Raw genomic sequence first — 22,892 nt, forward strand, 5'->3', positions numbered from 1 at the left:
AGGGCTTACCACCAAACGTCTGCTTGGAAGCCCAAGATGAAATCACTATCTGATTCACCAGATTCGTTAGTGTGGGTCCACGACTTAGGCAAGTAAGTGGCTAACAAACGAATTTCTGGTGCTGGTCCCATACCGGTAGGTAAGATAAAGGTTGGTGCAACAGTAATTTTAGACTGGTTAGACGTACTACCACTCCAGTTGTTGTGCACATACCCTAACTCACCCTGCACGTAGAAATGATCGCTAACTGGGAACGTTGGGCGAACCATTGCAGAAATCCAGTAGTCGTAACTACCTAAATCATTTTCGTGGTGATCGTTGTATTGGCCTTGAATAGATGGGAAGAAGCCAATGCCATTATCGAGGGTGTAACCGCCCCACAATAATAAACGCGCAGAGGTATCTTTCTCATCAACCATAGTTAGCAAGCGAGTAGCGTCACCTTGTCGAGAGGCTGAACTCCAACCCCAATCAGGGTGCTCACCTTGGAACTGCGAACCAGGGTGATAAGCATTGTAATCAGTAATAGTACCGGCTAGTAAATTACCCGAACCTAAACCTTTACCGGCTTGAGCAATAATTTTAGAGAAGCCGTTACCAGGAATACCAAAGAAGCTGTTGAGGGTATAAATCGCAGTTAAATCGTAGCCCGTTTCAGCCCACTCTTTACCGTCCAAATCCCAGTTATCTGGCATGGTTTTATACATAGCCGACAATTCAAGCGCGCCGTAAGTCACAGCAAATTGAAAGGCATGCATGATGTTGTTAAGGTTTTCTAAATTGCCTGCATTGTCAGTAGCCCAGCGGTCAATATCGGGATCTACGCGGTCACTGGCAATATAAGCGAAATCAAGCAGGGCATCACCTACTTCATAACCGGTAATACCTAAACCAGTACCCGACATATCACTGTAGAAAAAGTCGGTCATAAAGATGTAGTTATCTTTGCCGTATTCTCGTTTGCCGCCCCAGAATACGCCACTTGAAGACACACCATCAAACTCTACAAACAGTTGACCAAACCCCATTTGGAAGGCATCAGCGCTTGCGCTTAGTGAGCTTTCTTGACCATAATCTCCCAAGCCAACATTTACCTTAACTGAGCGGCCGTCATCAAAGGCCCAAGTATTGGCAAAGTTAAGGCTAGCATCGTTATCAGCTTCCAAGCCTAGACGTCCTAGGGTTTCTTTTTGGCCAGCAAAGTTAGATTTTTTAAAATCATTTTCGGCACTTGTTAACAGTCCTGCGCGAAAGTAACCATGAAACTCAAAACCTTCGGTAGACGCATTAGCACCACCAGAGAGAGACAAGCTAGACACTGCTGCTAAGCACGCGAGCGATAGTTTAGACAATTTCATTTTAACTCCATTAAAAGTCAGTATTTTCCATATAAAACAACCGTCAAAAAGTAAGCGCTTTCTTTTCTTGGCTAAAAAAATGAAAATCTCTAATGCGCAAAGCTCACAAAACAGCCCTAAGTGGCTTAATGAGACAAAGACCAGTAAAAACACATTAAAAAACTTTCATTTTTAGTATAAATATTTAGTAAATAACATAATGTGACCGCCCCCACACAAAAAGAAAGCGCTTTCTAATTGTTAAGATCGAAAAATAACCAATAAAAATCAAACACTTAATAAGTTATCGCTAGGAGCTTCTGGAGATTTATTTAGGATTTTGTAGCAAAATCACACTCTAAGCCTTTGGCGGGCGCCATTAACTAGAGTGTGAAGAAGGTTATAACTAAACTTTACTGTGCTTTTACAGCTTTAACAAAAACCTCATTGGCATTCACTAAGCCTGCTTGCTCTGCGTCTTTAACTATTTTTAGAGCTTTGTCATAGTTCCCATCGGCAACTGCTTGCTGAATAAGTTGCTCAAACATGGCTGCCACTTCTGGTTCGATGCTAGATATTTGCGTATTGCTACTGGCTGAGTTAGCGGAAATACTATCGACACTAGATTGACTAGGTTCTACCTTTACTGCGCTAGCGCTGGTTGTTACTACTGCAGCTGCAGCAAGCGCGTCTGCATTTTGCTTCTCTGCCGGAACATAATCAAAAGCGAGACGAGCGGCACCAATGGCAGTATGAGGTATTGGCTTGTTCATATGAATTTTCATGTTTACATCTATCCTGCCAGTCTCTGCGGCTTTACTGTCTGGCGGGTTCAGCTTAGTTTGCTGCTGCATTGCCTCTGCGGTTGTAAACACCAATAGATATTTCGCCTTCTGCTGGTCTCCATAGCGGCTTGGTAACAGAATATTGCCGTAATAGCGATCTACAGTAACAATTGAGCTGGGATCGTAGTTAATCGTGTTGTCGTCAAACAACTGCAATGGTTGATGATCTTCATCTAGCACCAATATCGATGGTACAAACACACTATTTACGATAGGCGCCGATACATCGATATTGGTTACCCCTTGCGCATTAGGCAGTTCAAAAGCCTTAACAAAGGAGCGTCCAGAGCTAAATTTGAACACAGGGTCACTATCCGTAATGGTAAAGTCTAACTTGCCTGGTGCGGTAACCAACTGGTAATCAAGCTGCTTTAAAGAATCACAACATATTGCTGCTTGCTTTAAGGCTGCATAACCCTCTTCTGGCGCAATTTTTTGAATATCTTTGGTATCGTCGGTTCCGTAATCAACAATCATGCTTTGATTATTACTACAGGCGGTCAAGGCTAACACTATACTTGCGGCCAAAATTGTTTTCATAACAGTTCCCTTTATGTCTAGCAATGCACGCCATACCTTGTGCCACGGGCGATACAGCCATTGCCATTTAGTACCTATAAATGTGTTCCGCTTAGCATTTTCTAGTAAAAACACCGACAGACTTCACGTTCAACACACCAAAGTAAGCGCTTTCTTTTTAACAATGTAATAATTCTGTTGCCAAATACAAGGCAAATATTAATCAATAACGCGTTTTGTGAGATGCCTACCAGATAGCATTACTACGCCAAGCAATACCAGAGGTAACAGAGTAATGAAGTATTGTCGACAAGAAATCTACTATCCTTTGTTGGTGGTATTCACCATAAGCCTTATGTTGTGGCAACAGTTTGGTATGAATATGTCGCTCAACTACCCCATTAATCAGCATTTTAATGCGAAACCACTTAACGATGACATCAATGGGGGAGCATCCGTTGGCACTCTTGAGGTTAACGATGCCAATGTGACATTGCACTGTAAAACCGTAAACTCTCATACCTTCCCGTTTTGCAGTATGTTAATTCCACTCAAAGCCAAGCTAAAACAATATGCCGACTTATCTAAATTTGACACTTTAACGATAGACTTAACCACTGTTGATTTAAGGCGCGACACGGTGCTTATTTACCTGCTCAATAATGAGCAAGACTTACCTAATGGTAACGACAAAATCAGCCATACTCGCGCCAATATTCAAGCCATCAACCCAACCATTGGGCGTGCTCAATATCAGCTAGCGCTAAATCAGTTTTATGTGCCTTCGTGGTGGGTGTTTGCCAAACCCTATGGCATAGACACTGGTGCTAGGTTAGACAATGTAGAGTATTTACAAATTGCCACTGGCGACAATCGTGCACTTAAAGATCTAGAGATAACCCTGCATGCCTTTAGCTTTAGTGGAAAATGGATAAATGCTAGAGACCTATATTTTTTGCTGCTATCGCTATGGATAGCCAGCATAGTAGTACATGCTATTTTCCTTGCCGGAAAAATGCGAAACAAATACATCATGTCTAAAACACAAGCTGAAGAGCTTAATAAAATCAATAGCTTTTTGAGCATAGAACGCGACAAGTACAAAACCATGGCTAAGCATGATCCGCTGACTAAATTGCTTAACCGAGCCGGCTTAAGTGGCACCCTTTCTACATTAATGAGTGAGTTTTCTCATTCATCCAAAACGGCCAGCTTAATCATGTTTGATATTGACCACTTTAAACAGATCAATGACCAACATGGTCATGATGTGGGTGACCAAGTATTAGTCTCTATCAGTCAGCGGGTCTCTGAGATAATTAGAGGCGAAGATGTATTTGCCCGCTGGGGCGGCGAAGAGTTTGTGATTGTGTGTCCTAATACCCAGTTAAAAGGCGCGTGTGTATTGGCCGAAAACATTAGAGCCCTTATCGCTAACAGCCCGCTAATAAAGCAACAGCAAGTAACTAGCTCCTTTGGCGTTGCTCAGCTAAATTCAGCCAACATTGATACTTGGTTTAAGCGTGCAGACGAGGCGCTATATAAAGCCAAGATGGGTGGCCGAAACAAAATTGAGTTTAATTAAAGACTATGCGATTACCACTACGGTCTTGGACACAACAAACACTGGCCGCGATGCTAATGCTAAGCCTATTACTGCCCTATGGCGCTAAAGCTGATAGCCCGCAAACTATTAGCTACCCCAAGTTCAGCCAACGCTCAGAGTATTTTGAAAAAGTTCTAGCACTCGCCTTAACCAAAACCGAAAACGAATATGGTGTAAGCAAGCTTCGGCCCTATGAGCGAGAATTGAGCAATGAGCGCTTACGCCGCTATCTACAAGACAAACAATACATAGACGTAATGTGGTCAACGGCCACTAAACAGCGTAATCAAACGCTGCGCCCGGTTAAGTTCGACTTATTACAAGGCCTTGGTCAGTATCGTTTTTTGTTAGTACAGGCAGGCGACAGTAAGCGATTTGAAGAGATAAACAGCTTACGCCAACTTCGCCAGTTTAGCGCAGGCTCTGGAACCTACTGGAGCGATACCAAAGTAATGCGTTATAACGGCATCGAGCCAGTTACCTCGGTAAACCATAGCTTATTACCTATGTTGGCTGCAGGTCGCTTTGATTACCTTTCACGTGGTGCTCATGAGGTATGGTCTGAGCTTGCCGCTCATGCCAATCAGTTTGAATTGCTGAACAACGTGATACTTAAATACTCTTGTCGTTATTTTTTCTACGTGAATAAAGACAATGTCGAGCTCGCCGAACGTCTAGAAAAAGGCTTGTATTTGGCGTTAAATGACGGCAGTTATAATCAGCTATTTTTTAGCGAAAGTGATTTTAAGCAAGGCTGGGACAAGCTCAATGAACTAACTCCAGCAAGCGTAATCACACTCAATCCACCCAAGGATTAAACCGGCAAACCATCAAACTAAAAAAGGAAGCAAGGCTTCCTTTTTGTTAAGTTAAGTTAGCTTTTCTGGCTAGTAGAAGTAGATATTGTCTAGGTATACGCTATCACTGGTGGTTCCCCAAAGCTGCACGCCAAGTTGCGATAAACTGGCAGCGTCAAACGCACCGGGTTGAACCATATCTGCAAATACCAGCTCTACACTAATCCACTGCTCGGTTGCTACAGGCAGCATGGTATGGATAACCGGGCCACTGGCAGAAACAATCTGGAACACCGCTTGGCTAACACCACCGGTAGCATACATATCAAAGCGCAAGCCGGTCATGCCAGATGCATTCACAACCCCATCTTGAATGCCATATTGAATGCCCGTTACACCACCTTCTACACCATCTGGAATAATCTGCAAGCGAGCAACATTGTTCCCTGCTATTTGCAGCTCACTGTGGCTTGGCGCATTCCACCAATTATCCGACCAATAAGAAATCGGCTTATCTACCTGCAAACTATCACTGTATAAAACCAATACCTCGTCATCGCTCACACTAGGGGTATCGGCAGCCACACTTGGCCCAGGGTTTTCGGCCGCTAGCACAATCTCTAGGCTGGCATCACTTCCCAATAGCTGCTGATTTTGTTGCGCCGCACCGTAACCACTGGCATCGGCTTTAACCTTATGCTCGCCTTCTGCAAGATTAAGGTAAGCCACACCACTGGCGTTAGTAGTTGCACTTTGCTCACCCACACTCACCTCTGCTCCTGCAATGGCTTGAGAGGATTGGTTTACAACACTTACTGCTAACTCGAAGGTATTTGACTGGCCAGAGAAGTACAGGTTATCTAGAAACACTGCTTTGCCCTGCTCTCCCCACAACTTAATGCCGGCCATAGTTAACGTTGCTGGGTTTAATACGCCGTCACCGTCGCCATCAGCATCTTGCATTTCAGCAAAGGGAATTTGATAAGACACCCATTGCTCAGTTTGAGGAGAGATAACGCTATACAAAGCTGAGCCATCACTGGAGACTAAGTGGATCTCCATTTGGCTAATGCCCGCCTCTAAATACAAATCTAGGTTCATATTCACGTGAGAAGATGCATCTACACTGCCATTTTCAATACCAAACTCGATACCAGTAACACCGCCTTCAACGCCCAATCCAGCGATCTCATAACGGGCATAGGTGTTACCGTCGATAACACCTGGCGAGTAAAATGGCGCATTCCACCAGTTGGAGTTCCACACCGATATATATTGGTCTTCATTTAAGCTATCGCTAAAAATCACTACTGCTTCGTTGTCGGCTAAGGCAGGTGGCTGTGGTGCAGCGCTACTTGGTTGGCTAGTCACTAGCTCTTGGCTTAACATGTAAATATCTGTGAGCAACAAGCTATCACTGATGGTGCTATCAAAAATTAAACCCAGCCAAGTCAACTGGCTAAAGCCATAAGGCAGAGGAACTTCCATTTCTACCCAACCATCATCTAATGGCGTTCCTGTGTCCAAAGCGTAAGCAACTTTAGATTCAGGATTGCTTGGCCCTTGCAATACCACCTCTACCGCTGTAAATGAATTGGCTTTTATCTTAAATCTAAGGTGGGTATAAGCATCAATCGCTACCGCATTCTCAGGCTCGTTCCCCCAAGCAATAGACGCTTTATTGCCCCAGGCGGTGCCACTGGTGATATTAACAACGCGACCCATACTTGCATCATCAAGGTCACTAATTACGCTGCCAGATCCCCAGTTATCTCCCCAGTGTTCAATGTTATAGGAGCTATCATTGTCGGAGTGAAAAACATATAAAGGCCCGCTAACTGTTGGCAGCGCTTCCAAATTAATACTTACGCTTAAGCCTTGCTCGCCAAGCTCTATAGACTGTTGGTGAGTTTGATATCCAGCCAAACTCACGCTTAAGGAATAGCTACCAGCAGCTAGATCAAAGCTAGAGTAACCTTGCTGATCACTTGTTCGAGCCTGCTCTGCAATGCTTACCTGGGCATCTGCTAATGGTAATTGGCTATTTGCATCCACTACCGTGACAGCAACTTGATAAGCATTTTGTGGCTCTGGGTCTGTATCGCTGCTGCCTCCACACCCTAGCATTAAGGCACAACAAACAGCCAAAAAGTAAATTTTGAGCATTTCAATCATTACTATTATCCTTATTAATTTTAATAAATTTCAGGTACAAAGTGCCTACCCGATTGGGACAGCAAGGCGAAAGGTAAAGGCTGGCTAAGCTCAAAAAAGCTTAGCCAAAAATGAAACAGCGCTTAAATCAGCTCTTAAATCAGCGCTTATTTGAAGTGTTTACGACGAAAAACCAGCAGACCAGCTAAACCAAGCAAAGTTACTAAGCCAAAGCTGCCACCACCCGAATCACCATCAGATTGATCATCAGCAGGCTCACTGCTTGCTTGAACAGTAAAATCTAAACCATCGCGGGTGCTAAGTTGGTTATCGGCGTTATGCTCTAGGCTTACTTGTAGGGAGTAACTGCCATCAAGCATTGACGCAGGGTCAAATTGCAGAGTGGTTCCTTGCATAATTGGACTAGGTAATTCATCTGCTTGCCAATACAAACTGTAATTAGCAAGTGGCTCTTCACTCTGCTCAATGTTGGCAGTTACCGTAACCATACCGGCAGAAGGGTCGACTAAGCGAGTATCATTACCTGCTTGAGTAAGGCTAAGTTCAACACTGGCTAAACTGTCGCTAGGCTCAGAATCATCGGCTCGGGGCGCATTCTCATCACAGTAGCTGGCGTCACTGCTATCACTGGCTTGGCAATGGGCAATGTAATCAACTTCCATAGTGGCGAGTGCTAAATTAGGATCGATAAAACCACCCAAATTGCCGCCCATGGCCAGATTAAGCAATACAAACATAGGCTCTTTATACTGGTTGCAGCCGCTAATATCCTGGCTAACTACCAGCGTTTCATCTACGTAAAAGTCTATTTTGTCTTGGGTCCACTCCATGGCGTATTTGTGCCAATTTAGTACATCGCTACCACCGTTTGGATAGCTATAACGATGCTCTTCACCACAACCTGATACATTAAAGAAATTAGTGATATAGGTGTTTGGTTCATTGGAAAACCACTCCCATACATCAATTTCTCCAGCCCCAACATTCGGCCAATTAACGTTGTCTCCATCACCTTTAATTGGCTGCTCTGAAATGCGGTTTTCTAGCATCCAAAATGCTGGCCAAGTACCTGCTTCTAGGTTGTGAAAACGGATCCTCGATTCAACCCGACCATACAGAAACTCTCGTTTGTCTTTTGAATTTAAGCGCCCCGAGGTCCAGGTTTTTTGTTGACCGCCTAAAGTTGCGCAGTTTTGAGTTTGTTTGCGGGCAATAATTTTTAAGCTACCTTCCGAAACCTCATAGTTGCGCTCATCAGAGTAATCGTCGTCGGTATAACATTGCACTTCATTGTTATAGTTTGCTTGAGTTTGGGCGGTCCAGTTGCTCCAATCTACCCGGCTACCATCAAAGGTGTCGATCCACTGTACTTCCCAGCCTGCTTGAGCCGACTGAGTAGCTGCAAAAAACAAACCGGCCAACAGCGTTGCTTTTTTCGCGACTGTAAAACGGCTTACTGCATCATCTTGAGAAAACATTTTGCTTACTATCCTTGAGTTAAGCTGAGCCGTTTTGCTAACCGTGCAGATCGCAGCTTAGCAAAGGGCCAAATAAAAAAGGCGATGATCAAACAGGTTTAATCATCGCCTCTGGCTTACGCGCTAACGACTGGTACGCTAGCTAATGGTTAGAGGCGCTTTACTCCAACCAAGAAATGTTACGAATTTCTATGTTGCTTAAGGTTGGCGCACTGCCACCTGATTCAGCATAAAGATCCGCAATAGTGAACGGTGAATTAACCACGCTAAGATCAGCAGCAGCAAAGTTAGAGAAGCTGCTTAAGCTAATGGTGTGTTCAACCCACTGGTCAGTTAGGGTGTAACCTTGGCCTTCGTTAAAGCGAACCCAATGGTTAGTGCCGCCCGAGGCCGTTGTTTGGAAACCAAGGTAGAAGCCATAAGCTGCATCACCTTTAATTTCGAAGGTAATCTGGGTAGAGCTTGAAAGGTTACTAGTTTGTCCAGGAATACCTACGCCAGCACCCCAGCCCCAATCTTTGGCGGTGGCAGGGTCTGAAGCAATGGTTAATACGCCAGTGGCATCATCTACGCCAGCCCAAGCGGTAGCTGGGCTATCCCAACCATAAGCAACAGCACCTTCGTATAAAGCAGTATTCAATACTACAAACTCGCCCTCTTCAGGAGGAGTAACAACAGGAGCATACGGAGGTGGCAAAATAGTTGCCATTAAAGTATCAAAGTCACCGCCAAAGCTAGCTGTAAACGAAGATACATCACCACGGGTTAAACCAGCGCTGTTTAAAGCATCTACTTTATCCCAGGCTAGGTACTTAACGTTGCCGTCAATATCAATTAAGCCAAAGTGTTTTTCTGAGTGCCCAGGGTTGCTTTCATCGCCTTTCCACGGTTCGTCAAAGGCTTGGAAGAAAAACAACGACGCACCAAATTCGTTGGTAAATGTACGCATTGCATCGTAAAACGCTTTTTGCTTGTACTCGTCGGCAGCTTGGGTACCACCCGCACCAAAGTTTTCATTTGAAACCGTAGACCAGCCCGTTTCACCGATGTGAATCTGCTTGCTTGAGTCAACAGTATTGATAAAGTCTTGCGCCACTTTAATTTGTGACACTGTATGCAGGTAGGCTTTATCCATTGCTGAATCAACTTGCTCTTGCACAGTCAATTCTTGCTCGCTGGCAGGTACTTTCCAATCAGCAGAAAAAGTAGGGTCGTAAAGGGTGTCGTGGTGAGCATAAGTATGCAAAGACACGTAATCTACCGCTTCAATTAATGCGATTAGATCTGCTTGTTCACCAGTATTAGCACTATCGTCTATACCTGCCCATACTGCATGGTTATCAGAACTGGTAATCCAAATATTGGCTACCGATGGGTTCTCAGATTTCCATTGCTGTAAATCATTAACGTGGCCAAGAATAATGCCAGGTACTACGTGGTATTCGGCCCAATTAACCATTGCTTCATTACCTACCGCAATCACTTTGATGATTTCAGGGTAAGCTAAGGCAAGCTCTTTGGCCTTAGCCATTTCTAAAGCGTTTGCTGGGTTCTCTTGGTCATGAATCACTTGTTGATCAGTCCATGAGTTTAGAGCATCAATCCATACCCCTAACTGCACGTACATTTCAAAAGATTCATCTTCGGCCATTAGCTCGGCAATGGCTTGTAATAGGTTCTCGGTATTGCTCTTACCATCAAGGCCAATGAAACCTTGAGTATTGTAGGTACGGAGCATTTTTATGCCCATGGCCGATAAAATTTGCATGTCTTCTTTATGCATATCAACGGTAGGTACATTAACGCCACTTTCTCTTACTGTTGAACGCCAAGCACCATAAGAAATCGCCAAGTAATCGGGGTTGCCCAAGATTACATCGCCATTTAGAGCACTAGGATAATTGCTGCCAGGGCCAGGTTGAGGAGCAAGCTCGGTGCCTGTTCCTGGACCAGGATCGCCTAATTCCCCCATAGGCTCATCGGCACAAGCCACCATTAATACCGACATGGCGGCCAGCAAAATTGATTTTAAACTACATATTTTCATCTTTTTTCCACCAGTTAAATTGAAACAATTAACCTGATACTTCCTTGAAAATGAGAATACTTTTAGCGCATTCTCGGTGACTAATAAATGCAGGGGCACTTAGCAAAATGCCCCTGCAATCTAAGCTTACGGTTGAGCGCTAAAGCTGATGTTGTCGAAATACATAACGGTATCAGCAGGGCGAACCTCTACGATGGGGTCATCAAAGTCTGGGAATACTACGACTTCAATCATATCTCCTTGTGCAGCAGCTGCGGCAAACTCTGGATGCTGACTAAAATCAAAAGTCAGCTCTTCCCATTCACCCACCTTAGTATTGCTAGCAATAATCTCTGCTCCCCATTGGTTAGCCGCTGCCAACTTAAGGCGTACCGCGCTAATTTTGTCTTTATAAACCATCATCTTCACGGTGCTATTGCTAGTGTTAAGCTCGAAACCTTCTACTGATCGAGTCACTGTACCAGCCCATGGTGCACCAGCTGCGCGAGCGGTAATTTTGGCGACCGTAGCAGAGCCGTTAATGCCAGAGGTATCGGGGTTAGCAACAAACTCAATAACTGGGTTGTCGTCGTTTTCAAATACTTCCCAACTCAGTGTTTTGTTTTCAAAGTCAATACCTTCATCAATGGTTACAGTGTTGTCATCACCAGCGATTGGCGCTTCTGTTCCGCCAGTGGAAGAGACTTGAACATTGTCGACTAAGTATTTAGAACCAATGCCGGTTCCCCATGCTGGGAAAATCATCACCACGTCAATAGCACTTGGATCTAGACCTGCAGTTTGCAGATCGCGTAGATCAAAGCTGTAGTGCTTCCAAGTATCTAGCACCGGCAGTTCAGCTAGGCTCAGTTCCGCAAAACCAGTTCCACCGTTTGATTCAACTTTAAACTTCCAATCGGTTGCGCCACCTTCGGCGGTCAATTTCAAGTCAAAAGAGATAGATCCACCGTTTGCCCAAGCACTTGCATCAATAGGCGTTCCGTCGGTAGCTCCGTGGTCGGCACGACTACTAAAGCCATTAACCTGCTCACCAACTACTTCGAACTCTGTTGCTGCACCATAGGTATCATCGCTGTCGGTTACCACTGGAGGGGTGGTTCCGCCACAACAATCCCAGGCTATCCAGCTTGGATCTTCGGCATCGTTAAAGATAACAACAGACTCACCTGCAGGCGGGTCTACTGGGTCTACTGGGTCTACTGGGTCTACTGGGTCTACTGGGTCTACTGGGTCTACTGGGTCTACTGGGTCTACTGGGTCTACTGGGTCAGTAGTGTCTTCTTGTTCTACAAAGGTCACGTCATCCCAGTAAAAAACTTTGTCTTCACTGGCGTCGACTAAGAAATCGAAGAAAATTGATTTTTTGTTAAAGGTAAATTCTGGGTTAAGTTGCTGGGTACCATCTGCAACATTGGTAAAGTCGAAGCTAAGTTTTCCCCAAGCTTCTGCCACGGTAGTGTAAGCAAGCACCTCAGCGGTTTGCGTATCGTCATCAGCGTTTTCTACTTTAAGTAGCACAGGTACGCCCGATTCAGGTGAATACACCCAAACACTAATGATGCTGCGATCTTGGGTAATTGCTAATGTTGTGGTATCGCCCAGAGTGGTGCCAGCCCAATCTTCTGCGGCAGCTGCTTTAGTAGTTTTAATTACCGTAGCGCTTGTGCTGTAAGCAGTAATGCCATTTAAGGCCGGATTAGCTGCGGATAACTCGGTTACTGCGCCGCCAAAATCCGTCATGGGTAAATCTAATGATAGTTTTGTTCCGGTGTCAGCATCTGGGTTAGTTGGTTCTACCGGATCAACAGGGTCGGTAGTGTTACCGTCTGCCACAAACTCTACATTGTCTACACGGTAAACTGCGCCTTCTCCTTCTCCCCAAGCTGGGTAGATTAAGATGTTATCAATACTGCTTAGGTCTAAGCCTTGGGTCGCTAAGTCGGCAAGGTTCACACTAACGTGCTGCCAAGTATCTAACACCGGAGCGGTGATCATTATTTCAACTTCTTCACCACCAGCGTCATTTTGTATGCCGCCATTACTTTCTAGTTTTACCGCCCAGTTCACATCGCCTGGGCTGGCTGTCATTTTAAGGTCAAATTCCAAAGTACCGGTGCTTTCCATCGCACTCGCATCTAGAGCACCACGTTCACTATCACGTACAAAACCTAAAACCGCAGGCTGAGCATTAATCGCAAACTCGGTGACCATACCGTAGTCACTAAGCTCAATTGGATTCGTTGGCGTGGTACCACCACAACAATCCCACGCAGGCCAATAAGGGTTTACCGCATCATTAAACACCAAAAGGTCGTTACCTACTGGATCAGTTGGCTCAACTGGATCGGTAGGCTCTACAGGATTTTGGGGGGTTTCGCCATTTACGACTTCGTCAGCACAACCACTTAACGCAAGAGCCAAAGCGGCAGCTAATACGGTATTGGCCAGTTTGAATTTGCTATTTGTCACTGTCATTCCATGTGTCCTTGATAGTTATTAACATCATGTTTTAACTAAAAAACGGATTATTTTTGGCTCCCCTAAAAAAGAAAGCGCTTACTTTTTATTGCTAAAAAAATGACTTTTCAGCCAGTTTTTTTGTCCATGAATTTGTTTAGAGCGCAATGCTACATCGCCATTACACGTATAAATAAACAACAGCCACCGGAATCTGTACAGCGTTACTGCAAGGCTTAACTCAAAATATTGAGGCCCATCACGAAAAGTAAGCGTTTTCAAAATATTCTTCATACAAATCCTATGAAAAGGCTACCAAGATCAAATCTGCATTAGCTAAAACCCAGCCAAAGTGTGTGTTATTCAACCGAAAGCACCCCTTAATAGGTAAAAAACGAGCTAAATGTGACCTAAGTAGAAAAACAACCGCCTTTAGATTGCCTACATTTCAATTCTCAAATAGAGTGCCACAAAAGAAAGCGCTTTCTTTTTGGTTTTTAAGACTTATAGTAAGGGCCTTAAGCATTAATAGGAAAGCGTACCTAGCGAGAGTGCCGATAAAAAAGGATTATCTAATGCAGAGTAAAACGGTTTTATCTTCAATTATTTGCGGTTTAATGTTGTCATCAGGAAGCGCAATAGCCAACGACGTTAAACAAGGCGGAACCCTTACCGTACCGATCATTGGTACTGGTTTTGTAGAAAACTACAACCCTTATACTTCTAAAGACTTATTACACGGTGTGATGTTTGAACCATTAATGGTTTTCAACAATATGACCGGTAAAACTGAATGGCGTCTGGCTAAATCAGCTGAATATTCTGACGATCTTAAAACCATTAAACTCACCCTTCGTGATGGTTTAACGTGGTCAGATGGCAGTCCACTGACTGCTAAAGACGTTGCCTATAGCTTCACTATGACCAAAGAAAATGGTGCATTTGACCAACGTGGTATTTGGACAGACGGCAACCTAATTAGCATTGAAGCAACTAATGACACAACGGTTGAATTCAAGTTGAACCAAGCCGATTCAACCTTTATCTGGAACTTAGAAAAATACCACATCATTCCAGAAAAGGTATGGAGCAAGGTAAGTGACTTAACCACTTTCACTAACCCTAACCCAATTGGTAGCGGTCCGATGACCGAAGTGAAGTATGTAAAAACTCAGCAAATGGAGTTGTGCCGCAACCCTAACTATTACTTAGAAGGGTTGCCTCACCTAGATTGTATTACCTACCGCTCTTACAACGATAACTCGCAAATTCAACCCGCTTTAATGAAAGGCGAAATTGACTGGGGTTCAAACTTTATTGCTGACATCGACAACACCTTTGTTGCCGCAAGCCCAGAAAATCACCACTACTGGTACCCAGCAAATGACGCGATTCATCTATACGTAAACACTAAAGAAGCGCCTTTTAGCGATTTAGAATTGCGTAAAGCTTTATCAATGTCACTTGACCGTGAATCTATCGTAGATATTGCGGCTTACGGTTATCCAACAGTTAATTTTAATGTTGGTGGTATTGGCGAATTGTACAGCACCCATATTGATGCTGATGTAACTGCTAAATACAAGGACATCACAACTTATAACCCAGAGAAAGCAAACCAGATGTTAGACGCAGCTGGTTACATAGACAAAAGCGGTGATGGCTTTCGTCAAACTAAAGATGGCAAGCGCATCGAGTTTGATATTGAAGTTGTAAATGGCTGGACCGATTGGATCCAAGTAGTTCAAATGGTGACTGAATACTTCGAAGAAGTAGGCATTAAAGCCAATGTAAAAACCGTTGATTGGGCAGTATATGACTCGTCACTAAAAGACAGTAAATACAAAATGTCGATTAACTGGTCGCTAGTAGCTACCCATCCAATCTTAGCCTTCCAAGATTACTACTCTACTTCACGTATTGGTAAAACATGGCACGCTGGACATGGTGTACATACCCCTGAGATTGATGCGCTTATTGAAAGCTTCGGTCAGACTAACGATACTGCTGAGCAAGCAAGTATTATTAAGCAGTTACAGGTGTTCACTGCAGAGAACTTGCCTTTTATTCCGCTATTTTCTAACCCAACTTGGTTCCAATATAACAGCTCTAAAATTGTTGGTTGGCCAAACGCAGAAAACCCATATGTACAGCCAGTATGGTACGACGGTGGTAAACGAGTGTTAATAATTAACAATCTTCACCTTAAGTAACACAACTGAAGAGAGCCACTAGTTGGCTCTCTTACTTTGGAAAATATTATGAGTTTTTTATTACGCCGACTGGGCTTTTACTTTACAGCCTTCTTGATAGCCATCTCCTTTAACTTTTTGTTACCCCGGTTAATGCCAGGCGATCCAGTTGACGCATTATTTGCAGCAGCTCAAGGCAGAATGGACCCCGCGCAAATGGACGCGGTTAGAGAAATGTATGGTTTTATGGATGGCTCGGTTTTTGAGCAATACATTGCCTACATTAAAAGTGTATTTACCTTGGATTTAGGTCCTTCAGTATTAATGTTCCCGGTGGGAGTAACTGAAGTGATAGGTATGGCCCTGCCATGGACCATGTTCCTAGCCCTAGGTTCACTGATTGTAGCGCTAATTATTGGGGTATCAATTGGCACCTACGCTTCTTATCGACGTGAAGGATTTTTTGGTCAGGTATTCCCTCCTGTACTCGCCTTTATTAGTAATTTCCCGTACATCGTTACCGCATTATTACTGTTCTACTTTTTTGGCTTGCAGTTAGAACTGCTGCCACTGGCTTATACCTATGACCCTACTTTAGACCCTGCCTTTAGTTGGGAGTTTATCGGTAGCGTACTTAAACACGCCATATTACCGATGGGCTCGATGGTTGTGGTAGGCATTGCCACCTGGGTATTTAACATGCGTAACGCCATGATTAATGTGCTGGGTGAAGACTATGTGACGATGGCCGAAGCCAAAGGGCTTTCGAGTTTTCGGGTAATGTACCGCTACGCTGGGCGTAACGCGATCTTACCGGTAGCAACTGCTATTGCCATGGCCATTGGTTTCTCGTTTGCCGGTTCAATCATGACCGAAGTGGTATTTAACTACCAAGGCTTAGGCAACATCTTGCTTAAAGGTATTGTGGCGCGCGACTACCCGCTTATTCAGGCTATTTTGCTCATTCTTGTTACTGCGGTACTTACTGCAAACTTCATCGCCGACTTGTTGTATGTCTGGCTTGATCCCCGTATTTCGAAGTAGGTTTTACTATGGAACATCATCACAACTCCGCTAAGTGGCGCCAAGTATTAGCCAAGTGTTTAGCCTTTTTTCATGGTAATCCACCGGCAATTATTGGCGGATTACTAGCTACAATTATTTTGCTCGGTGCACTATTTGCTCCAGCAATTGCAACACACGATCCACAAAAACGTGTATCCAGACCTCACCAAGCGCCAAGTGCCGAATACATTATGGGCACAACCCGTAACGGCCGCGACGTTTTTAGCCAAGTGCTTTTTGGCGCCCGTAAATCACTAACGGTTGCGATTACTGCCGGTATTATTGCCATGAGCATTGCGGTAGCCGTTGGCGTTAGTTCTGGTTACTTTGGTGGCAAAATTGATGAATGGTTAAACTTCATCACCAATGTGTTTTTGGTTTTTCCGCAACTGCCCTTATTGATTGTATTAGCCGCCTTTCTTGGGCAAGTGGGCTCCTTAGTGATAACCGTGCTGCTGGGGGTCACCTCCTGGCCATGGGGCGCTAGGGTTATCAGAGCCCAAACAATGGCAATACGAAACAAAGAGTTCATCATCTCGGCCGAGGTAATGGGCGAATCCAAGCTGCGCATCATCTTAGTGGAAATTCTTCCTAACTTAGTTTCTATCGTATTTGGTGGCTTTTTGGGTACGGTGATTTACGCCATGGGCTCTGAGGCCGGTTTAGGCATATTAGGTTTAGGCGACGCCACCGAAGTTAGCTGGGGCTCTATGCTCTACTGGGCGCAAGTTTCTTCTTCTCTCTACACCGGCGCATGGTGGGAGATGTTAGTACCAGCCTTAGCTCTAGCCTTTACCGGTGGTGCGCTAGCGCTAATTAACATGTCAATTGACCAAGTAAGTAATCCAAAACTTAAAACTGGTCCGCACCTAAAAGTATGGAAAAAACTGCAAAAAGCAGCCAATCAACGTCGAGGTTTAGCATGAGCCAAGCATTACTAGAGATTAACAACCTAAGCGTTGACTATGTTTCACCCAATGGCATTGCTCGCGCGGTAAACAATGTAAGTTTAAGCATTGCCCCAGGCGAGACCCTTGGCCTAGCCGGTGAGTCGGGTTGCGGTAAAAGCACCCTCGCCTTCGCGATTTCTCGTTTACATAAAGCACCCGCGCTAATCCCTGAAGGAGAAATCCTTTATAAGGGCAAGGACGTGCTGAAAATGAACGATAAACAGCTACGGGCATTTCGCTGGAATGACACCTCGGTAGTATTCCAAAGTGCCATGAACTCACTTAACCCAGTAATCACCATTGGTGAGCAGTTAATCGATGTTATTTTGGCTCACAAGCAAGTCAGTCTAAAACAGGCCAATGAGAAAGCCACTGAGTTGCTGTCGGTAGTGGGTATTCATGGCGATCGCTTAAAAAGCTTCCCTCACCAATTAAGTGGTGGCATGCGCCAACGTGTCGTTATCGCTATCGCCTTAGCGCTAGAGCCAAAGCTAATCATTATGGATGAACCAACCACTGCACTAGACGTAGTGGTTGAACGAGAGATCCTTAATGAGCTTTACGATCTAAAAGAGAAGTTTGGCTTCTCGATTTTGTTCATTAGCCACGACTTAAGCTTAATGGGCGAAATAGCCGACCGTATTGGAGTTATGTACGCCGGTAACTTGATTGAAATTGGCGACGCCAAAACAGTATTTAACCAGCCTAGCCACCCTTATACCAAAGGTTTGGTTTCGTCGTTCCCAACCATTCATGGGCCAAAAGAGCGCTTATACGGGATCCCAGGCGACCCGGTAAACCTGCTCAAATTACCTAGCGGCTGTAACTTTCAAGCACGCTGTAACGATTGTGTAGAAAACTGTAAAAGCGATGAACCTATTTTGCGCGCACAAGCTAGCGGTGTTCATGCTGCTTGTCATATTTTGGAGGTTCAAAAATGAGCGTAGTAAGCGAAAATCAAACCGTACTTGCGGTAGAAAACTTAATTAAAGACTTTCCCATTGGTTTATCGTCTAACCCAAATAACCTAATGCGGGCAGTTAACGATGTATCTTTTGAGCTTAAAAAGGGCCAAGCCTTAGCGATTGTTGGAGAGTCTGGCTCCGGTAAAAGTACCGGTGCTCGGGTGCTAACACGCATCTATGAGAAAAATGGCGGTGACATCCTATTTAAGGGCCTGCCTTTGGATGAGTTTGTAAAACAACATGGTTCGCTAGAATATGCTCGCCAAGTACAAATGATCTTCCAAGACCCCTTTGGCTCACTTAACCCAGTGCATTCAATCTACCACCATATTGCTCGCCCCTTGCTAATTCACAAACGCGCCAGCAAAAAAGAACTACGCAACAAGGTTTACGAGTTGCTCGATTTAGTAGGCCTTTCGCCAGTAGTGGAAACCGCCGAGAAATACCCCCATGAGCTAAGTGGTGGTCAACGCCAGCGGGTTGCTATTGCCCGCGCACTAGCGGTTGACCCAGAAGTTATCTTAGCTGACGAGCCGATTTCAATGTTAGACGTATCGGTGCGCTTGGGCATTTTGAACCTTATGGCCGATTTAAAAGACAAACGTGGCATCAGTTTCATGTACATCACTCATGATATTGCTACCGCGCGCTACTTTGCAGAAAAGACTGCTGTTATGTACGTAGGCCACATGGTGGAATGGGGCAACAGTGACAAAGTAACCCAAACGCCCCAGCACCCTTACACCAAGCTATTACTGTCGGCGGTGCCAGAAGCAAGTAAAAGTGGCCGCCGTGAACTAGGTGCGAAAAAGGGAGACATACCTATGTGGCACCCTAACTCAGTGGGTTGCCCATTTGCTGCGCGTTGTCCAAATGCATTGGACAAGTGTAATCAAGCATTTCCAGAAGTGACTCAAATTGCCGACGATCACTTCATACGTTGTTTTAACGTTTAACAAGAATTTTTTTGCGCTGCAAAGTAAGCGCTTACATGGATTTTAAGCTAATGAAAGAAGAAAACATGGATACATTAACAAAAGACATCACCGGAGAGTTTGTCTCTATTGATGGTGATAAATACTACCAAATCAAAAACGTCGATCAGATGGCCCCGTTTTTTATCAGTGTGGTTTCAGCCAGCGACCATTGGTTATTCATCTCTTCAACCGGTTGTTTATCGGCAGGGCGCATTCGCCCAGAGAACGCTTTGTTTCCCTACAAATCTGTAGATTACATCCATGAAAATGCGGAAAACACTGGCAGTAAAACCATTGTTAAAGTGACTAGCGAAGCCGGTATCCAGCAGTGGGAACCCTTCAACCAACATCACGACAGCTTGTACCAATTGCGCCGCAATATTTACAAGAATATTGCCGGTGACAAAATCATCTTTGAAGAGCTTAACTTTGATTTAGGCTTAAGCTTTAAGTACCAGTGGAGCAGCAGCGAAAAGTTTGGTTTTGTTCGCCAAGCAACACTCACCAATACCACCCATAAAACCCGTGAAATAGAGCTAGTGGATGGTATTCAAAACTTGTTGCCGTCTAATACGCCGTTCTCGATTATGCAAGGCAGCAGCGCCCTGCTTGATGCCTACAAATGGAATGAGCGCGAAGCCAACTCTAGCCTAGCCACCTACAGCTTATATGCCAAATTAAGCGACCGCGCCGAGCCTGCAGAATCACTGTTAGCCACTAGCGTGTTCTCGCTGGCAGAAAACTGCCAATCAATTCTATTGTCTAGCCAACAGTTAGCGGCATTTCGCCGTGGCAGCTCAGTAGAAGACGAGCAACTAACCCGTGGAGTAAGAGGCTCGTACTTCATTCATAAGAAGTTAACACTTGCCGCGGCTGCACAGGACAGCTGGAGCATTGTCGCCGACGTAGACCAGTCACACGCCCAGTTAGCAGAGTTGCAGCAGCAAATCAGCAAGCCGCAACAACTTGAGCAAGCGGTTATGGCATCGGTTGAACAAAACCATCAGGAACTTCTTAAGCTTATGGCTGGCAGCGATGCTTACCAAAAAACCGCAGAAGACGAGACCAGCGTACACCACTACGCCAACGTATTGTTTAACAACATGCGCGGTGGTGTGGTTGTTGACCAGTACTGGGTTGAAAGTGCAGATTTTGTGAAAACCCTAAAAAATGCCAATACCCAAATAGCGCTAGACCAAGCAAGCTTCTTAAATAGCTTGCCAGCTAAGATCAACTACGACGAGCTACTATCTCTAGCGGCTAAACAAAACAGCCCGCAATTATTGCGTTTGTGCCACGAGTACTTACCGCTTACTTTTGGCCGTCGCCACGGCGACCCAAGCCGCCCTTGGAATCATTTCGAGATCAAGCTAAAAGATAACCAAGGCAACCGTTTATTGTCTTACCAAGGTAACTGGCGGGACATTTTCCAAAACTGGGAAGCACTAGGCGTAAGTTACCCAAGCTTTATTAAGAGCTTTATTGCCAAGTTTGTGAATGCCTCGACCATTGACGGCTACAACCCTTACCGCATCACTAAAGCCGGGGTAGATTGGGAGCTATTGGAATCTGACGACCCATGGAGCAACATTGGTTACTGGGGCGATCACCAAATCATCTATTTGCTTAAGTTTTTGGAGCAGTCAGACAAATACCAACCTGCAGAGCTAAAAGCCCTGCTAGATACAGAGATTTTTAGCTACGCCAATGTGCCTTACGAGATCTCTTCAGCAGAAGCGATTTTTGCCGACGCCAAAAACACCGTTGAATTTAACGAAAACAAACAGAAAATCATTGAAAGCCGCCAAAGCGTAATGGGCAGCGATGCTCGCCTATTGCTTGACCAAAACCAAGAAGTCTACTTGGCAAACTTGGCTGAAAAACTATTGGTTCCGCTGCTCGCTAAGCTAGGAAACTTAGTGTTAGACGGCGGTATTTGGTTAAATACCCAACGCCCAGAATGGAACGATGCCAACAACGCGATTGTGGGTACTGGCTTGTCCATGGTAACCCTTTATTACATGCGTCGTTATGTGGCCTTTATGCAAAAACTATTTGCCGACAACAAGCAATACGCCATGTCTAAAGAGCTCGCCGAGTGGTTAAGCGCTAGCAGTAAAATTTTACAAGAGGCTAGCCAACTAGTCGCGGCTGCGCCAGTAAACGAAACTCAACGTAACCAAGTATTACGTGACTTGGCCAAGGCCGCAGCAGATTACCGCCAACATGTTTACCAACATGGCTTCTCTGGCAAAGTAACCGTAGATGTAGCAGATATTCAAGCACTACTTGCTCCAAGCCTAGAGATTATGGATAAGAGTATTGCCAGCAACTACCGTAACGACGGTTTGTACAACGCTTATAACATCATTAATTATAAACAAGATGAAGTGGCTGTAGATTACCTCTACCCAATGTTAGAAGGCCAAGTTGCAGTATTGTCTGCTGGAGTACTCACACCAGACGAAGCGGTTCACTTACTCGATAAGTTATACAACAGCAGTATGTACCGCGCGGATCAGCACACCTTTATGCTTTATCCCGATCGCGACTTAGCGGGCTTTGCCAATAAAAACCGAATTTTAGCAGCGCGTGTTGCGGCTAACCCTGCACTGCAAACCATGCTTGAGAAGCACGACCCACGTATTGTGGAGCAAGATAACCAAGGTCACTACCACTTTAATGCTGATTTTGAGAATGCAGGTGCGCTAACCGCTGCTATTGGCGTCGCCAAAGCAGATTACCCAGAAGTCGCCGACTCAGCCTGGCAAGAGATCTTTGCCGTTTACGAAGAAGTGTTTAACCACCAAGCCTTTACTGGTCGCTCTGGCACAATGTTTGGCTATGAAGGTCTAGGTTCAATCTACTGGCATATGGTGTCTAAGTTATTGTTAGCGGTGCAAGAGAACTATTTTGCCGCCTACAAACTTGACCCGCACTCCTTAGCTACTCAACAACTAGCTGAGTACTACTACAAAGTACGAGCGGGCATTGGCTTTAACAAGTCTCCAGAGGTGTACGGCGCCTTCCCTACCGACCCTTACTCACATACCCCTAAACAAGCCGGAGCTCAGCAGCCAGGCATGACTGGGCAAGTGAAGGAAGAAATTCTAACCCGCTTTGGCGAGCTGGGTATTTTGGTAGAACAAGGCAAAATTAGCATCAAACCTTCACTGCTTAAAGGCAGCGAGTTCTTAAGTGCTGCCGATGATTACCAATACATTGACCCACAAGGCAATACCCAAAGCCTAGCGCTAGAGGCTAAGCAATTAGCCTTTACCTATTGCCAAGTGCCGTTTATTTACGCCAGCACTGAGCAAAGCCAAGGCCAGCTAGTGGTGAGTTATAAAAATGGTGAACAGTGGTCAAGCGAGTCCTTAGAGATGAGCGAAGAACTCAGTAAGCAAATCTTTGAACGTAGCGGACAAGTGGCCAAGGTGTTTGTTTCGGTGCCAAGCCAAATGTTACTGAGCTAAACAAGA

General features: G+C 44.9%; 14 protein-coding genes. 8 read left to right on the plus strand and 6 right to left on the minus strand.

What is annotated here, in order from left to right; translation table 11 throughout:
• Window positions 1–5 precede the first annotated feature (5 nt).
• Together K5609_RS17575 and K5609_RS17580 are read right to left on the minus strand one after the other, a co-directional pair.
• Entirely contained in the window at window positions 6–1,358 is a 1,353-nt protein-coding gene (locus K5609_RS17575) for a carbohydrate porin (protein ID WP_221074770.1), read from the minus strand.
• Between the two features lie 392 nt (window positions 1,359–1,750).
• Window positions 1,751–2,722 (minus strand): MalM family protein, encoded by a 972-nt coding sequence (locus K5609_RS17580; RefSeq protein ID WP_221074771.1) that lies wholly within the window; start codon window positions 2,720–2,722, stop codon window positions 1,751–1,753.
• A gap of 274 nt (window positions 2,723–2,996) precedes the next feature.
• On the opposite strand from K5609_RS17580, the gene K5609_RS17585 reads away from it, so the two are divergent.
• Window positions 2,997–4,286 (plus strand): GGDEF domain-containing protein, encoded by a 1,290-nt coding sequence (locus tag K5609_RS17585; protein ID WP_221074772.1) that lies wholly within the window; start codon window positions 2,997–2,999, stop codon window positions 4,284–4,286.
• Between the two features lie 5 nt (window positions 4,287–4,291).
• Window positions 4,292–5,125 (plus strand): type 2 periplasmic-binding domain-containing protein, encoded by an 834-nt coding sequence (locus K5609_RS17590; RefSeq protein WP_221074773.1) that lies wholly within the window; start codon window positions 4,292–4,294, stop codon window positions 5,123–5,125.
• A 69-nt stretch (window positions 5,126–5,194) separates the two neighbouring features.
• Here the strand turns inward: K5609_RS17590 and K5609_RS17595 are convergent, their stop codons facing one another.
• The 4 genes from K5609_RS17595 to K5609_RS17610 all read right to left on the minus strand — a co-directional run bounded on the left by K5609_RS17595 (window position 5,195) and on the right by K5609_RS17610 (window position 13,279).
• Window positions 5,195–7,279 (minus strand): carboxypeptidase-like regulatory domain-containing protein, encoded by a 2,085-nt coding sequence (locus K5609_RS17595; RefSeq protein ID WP_221074774.1) that lies wholly within the window; start codon window positions 7,277–7,279, stop codon window positions 5,195–5,197.
• Between the two features lie 146 nt (window positions 7,280–7,425).
• Window positions 7,426–8,757 (minus strand): glycoside hydrolase family 16 protein, encoded by a 1,332-nt coding sequence (locus K5609_RS17600; protein ID WP_221074775.1) that lies wholly within the window; start codon window positions 8,755–8,757, stop codon window positions 7,426–7,428.
• A 160-nt stretch (window positions 8,758–8,917) separates the two neighbouring features.
• Window positions 8,918–10,804: a glycoside hydrolase family 17 protein gene (locus K5609_RS17605; RefSeq protein ID WP_221074776.1), complete on the minus strand. Its 1,887-nt coding sequence runs from the start codon at window positions 10,802–10,804 to the stop codon at window positions 8,918–8,920.
• A 126-nt stretch (window positions 10,805–10,930) separates the two neighbouring features.
• Window positions 10,931–13,279, minus strand: coding sequence for a hypothetical protein (locus tag K5609_RS17610; RefSeq protein WP_221074777.1), 2,349 nt, complete (start codon window positions 13,277–13,279; stop codon window positions 10,931–10,933).
• Window positions 13,280–13,836: 557 nt separating this feature from the next.
• Here K5609_RS17610 and K5609_RS17615 point away from each other — a divergent pair.
• The 6 genes from K5609_RS17615 (at window position 13,837) to K5609_RS17640 (ending at window position 22,886) form a co-directional block, all read left to right on the plus strand.
• Window positions 13,837–15,474, plus strand: coding sequence for an ABC transporter substrate-binding protein (locus K5609_RS17615; protein WP_221074778.1), 1,638 nt, complete (start codon window positions 13,837–13,839; stop codon window positions 15,472–15,474).
• Between the two features lie 48 nt (window positions 15,475–15,522).
• A complete protein-coding gene (locus K5609_RS17620) occupies window positions 15,523–16,497 on the plus strand; it encodes an ABC transporter permease (protein ID WP_016401631.1) in 975 nt (324 codons plus the stop codon).
• Between the two features lie 8 nt (window positions 16,498–16,505).
• On the plus strand, window positions 16,506–17,444 hold the full coding sequence (locus K5609_RS17625) for an ABC transporter permease (RefSeq protein ID WP_221074779.1): 939 nt from the start codon (window positions 16,506–16,508) through the stop codon (window positions 17,442–17,444).
• A complete protein-coding gene (locus K5609_RS17630; protein ID WP_016401633.1) occupies window positions 17,441–18,409 on the plus strand; it encodes an ABC transporter ATP-binding protein in 969 nt (322 codons plus the stop codon). The genes K5609_RS17625 and K5609_RS17630 overlap by 4 nt, the downstream gene beginning before the upstream one ends.
• Window positions 18,406–19,389 (plus strand): ABC transporter ATP-binding protein, encoded by a 984-nt coding sequence (locus tag K5609_RS17635; RefSeq protein WP_016401634.1) that lies wholly within the window; start codon window positions 18,406–18,408, stop codon window positions 19,387–19,389. Before K5609_RS17630 ends, K5609_RS17635 begins: the two co-directional genes overlap by 4 nt.
• Before the next feature lie 65 nt (window positions 19,390–19,454).
• Window positions 19,455–22,886, plus strand: coding sequence for a hypothetical protein (locus tag K5609_RS17640; protein WP_246611886.1), 3,432 nt, complete (start codon window positions 19,455–19,457; stop codon window positions 22,884–22,886).
• Window positions 22,887–22,892: the final 6 nt, after the last annotated feature.

Source organism: Agarivorans aestuarii, from assembly GCF_019670125.1.
GTDB lineage: Bacteria > Pseudomonadota > Gammaproteobacteria > Enterobacterales > Celerinatantimonadaceae > Agarivorans > Agarivorans aestuarii.

Coding starts and splice junctions, on each gene's coding strand:
- K5609_RS17585 (WP_221074772.1), top strand. CDS start 2,997: ATGAAGTATTGTCGACAAGAAATCTACTATCCTTTGTTGGTGGTATTC.
- K5609_RS17575 (WP_221074770.1), bottom strand. CDS start 1,358: ATGAAATTGTCTAAACTATCGCTCGCGTGCTTAGCAGCAGTGTCTAGC.
- K5609_RS17625 (WP_221074779.1), top strand. CDS start 16,506: ATGGAACATCATCACAACTCCGCTAAGTGGCGCCAAGTATTAGCCAAG.
- K5609_RS17580 (WP_221074771.1), bottom strand. CDS start 2,722: ATGAAAACAATTTTGGCCGCAAGTATAGTGTTAGCCTTGACCGCCTGT.
- K5609_RS17610 (WP_221074777.1), bottom strand. CDS start 13,279: ATGACAGTGACAAATAGCAAATTCAAACTGGCCAATACCGTATTAGCT.
- K5609_RS17590 (WP_221074773.1), top strand. CDS start 4,292: ATGCGATTACCACTACGGTCTTGGACACAACAAACACTGGCCGCGATG.
- K5609_RS17600 (WP_221074775.1), bottom strand. CDS start 8,757: ATGTTTTCTCAAGATGATGCAGTAAGCCGTTTTACAGTCGCGAAAAAA.
- K5609_RS17630 (WP_016401633.1), top strand. CDS start 17,441: ATGAGCCAAGCATTACTAGAGATTAACAACCTAAGCGTTGACTATGTT.
- K5609_RS17595 (WP_221074774.1), bottom strand. CDS start 7,279: ATGATTGAAATGCTCAAAATTTACTTTTTGGCTGTTTGTTGTGCCTTA.
- K5609_RS17605 (WP_221074776.1), bottom strand. CDS start 10,804: ATGAAAATATGTAGTTTAAAATCAATTTTGCTGGCCGCCATGTCGGTA.
- K5609_RS17640 (WP_246611886.1), top strand. CDS start 19,455: ATGGATACATTAACAAAAGACATCACCGGAGAGTTTGTCTCTATTGAT.
- K5609_RS17615 (WP_221074778.1), top strand. CDS start 13,837: ATGCAGAGTAAAACGGTTTTATCTTCAATTATTTGCGGTTTAATGTTG.
- K5609_RS17635 (WP_016401634.1), top strand. CDS start 18,406: ATGAGCGTAGTAAGCGAAAATCAAACCGTACTTGCGGTAGAAAACTTA.
- K5609_RS17620 (WP_016401631.1), top strand. CDS start 15,523: ATGAGTTTTTTATTACGCCGACTGGGCTTTTACTTTACAGCCTTCTTG.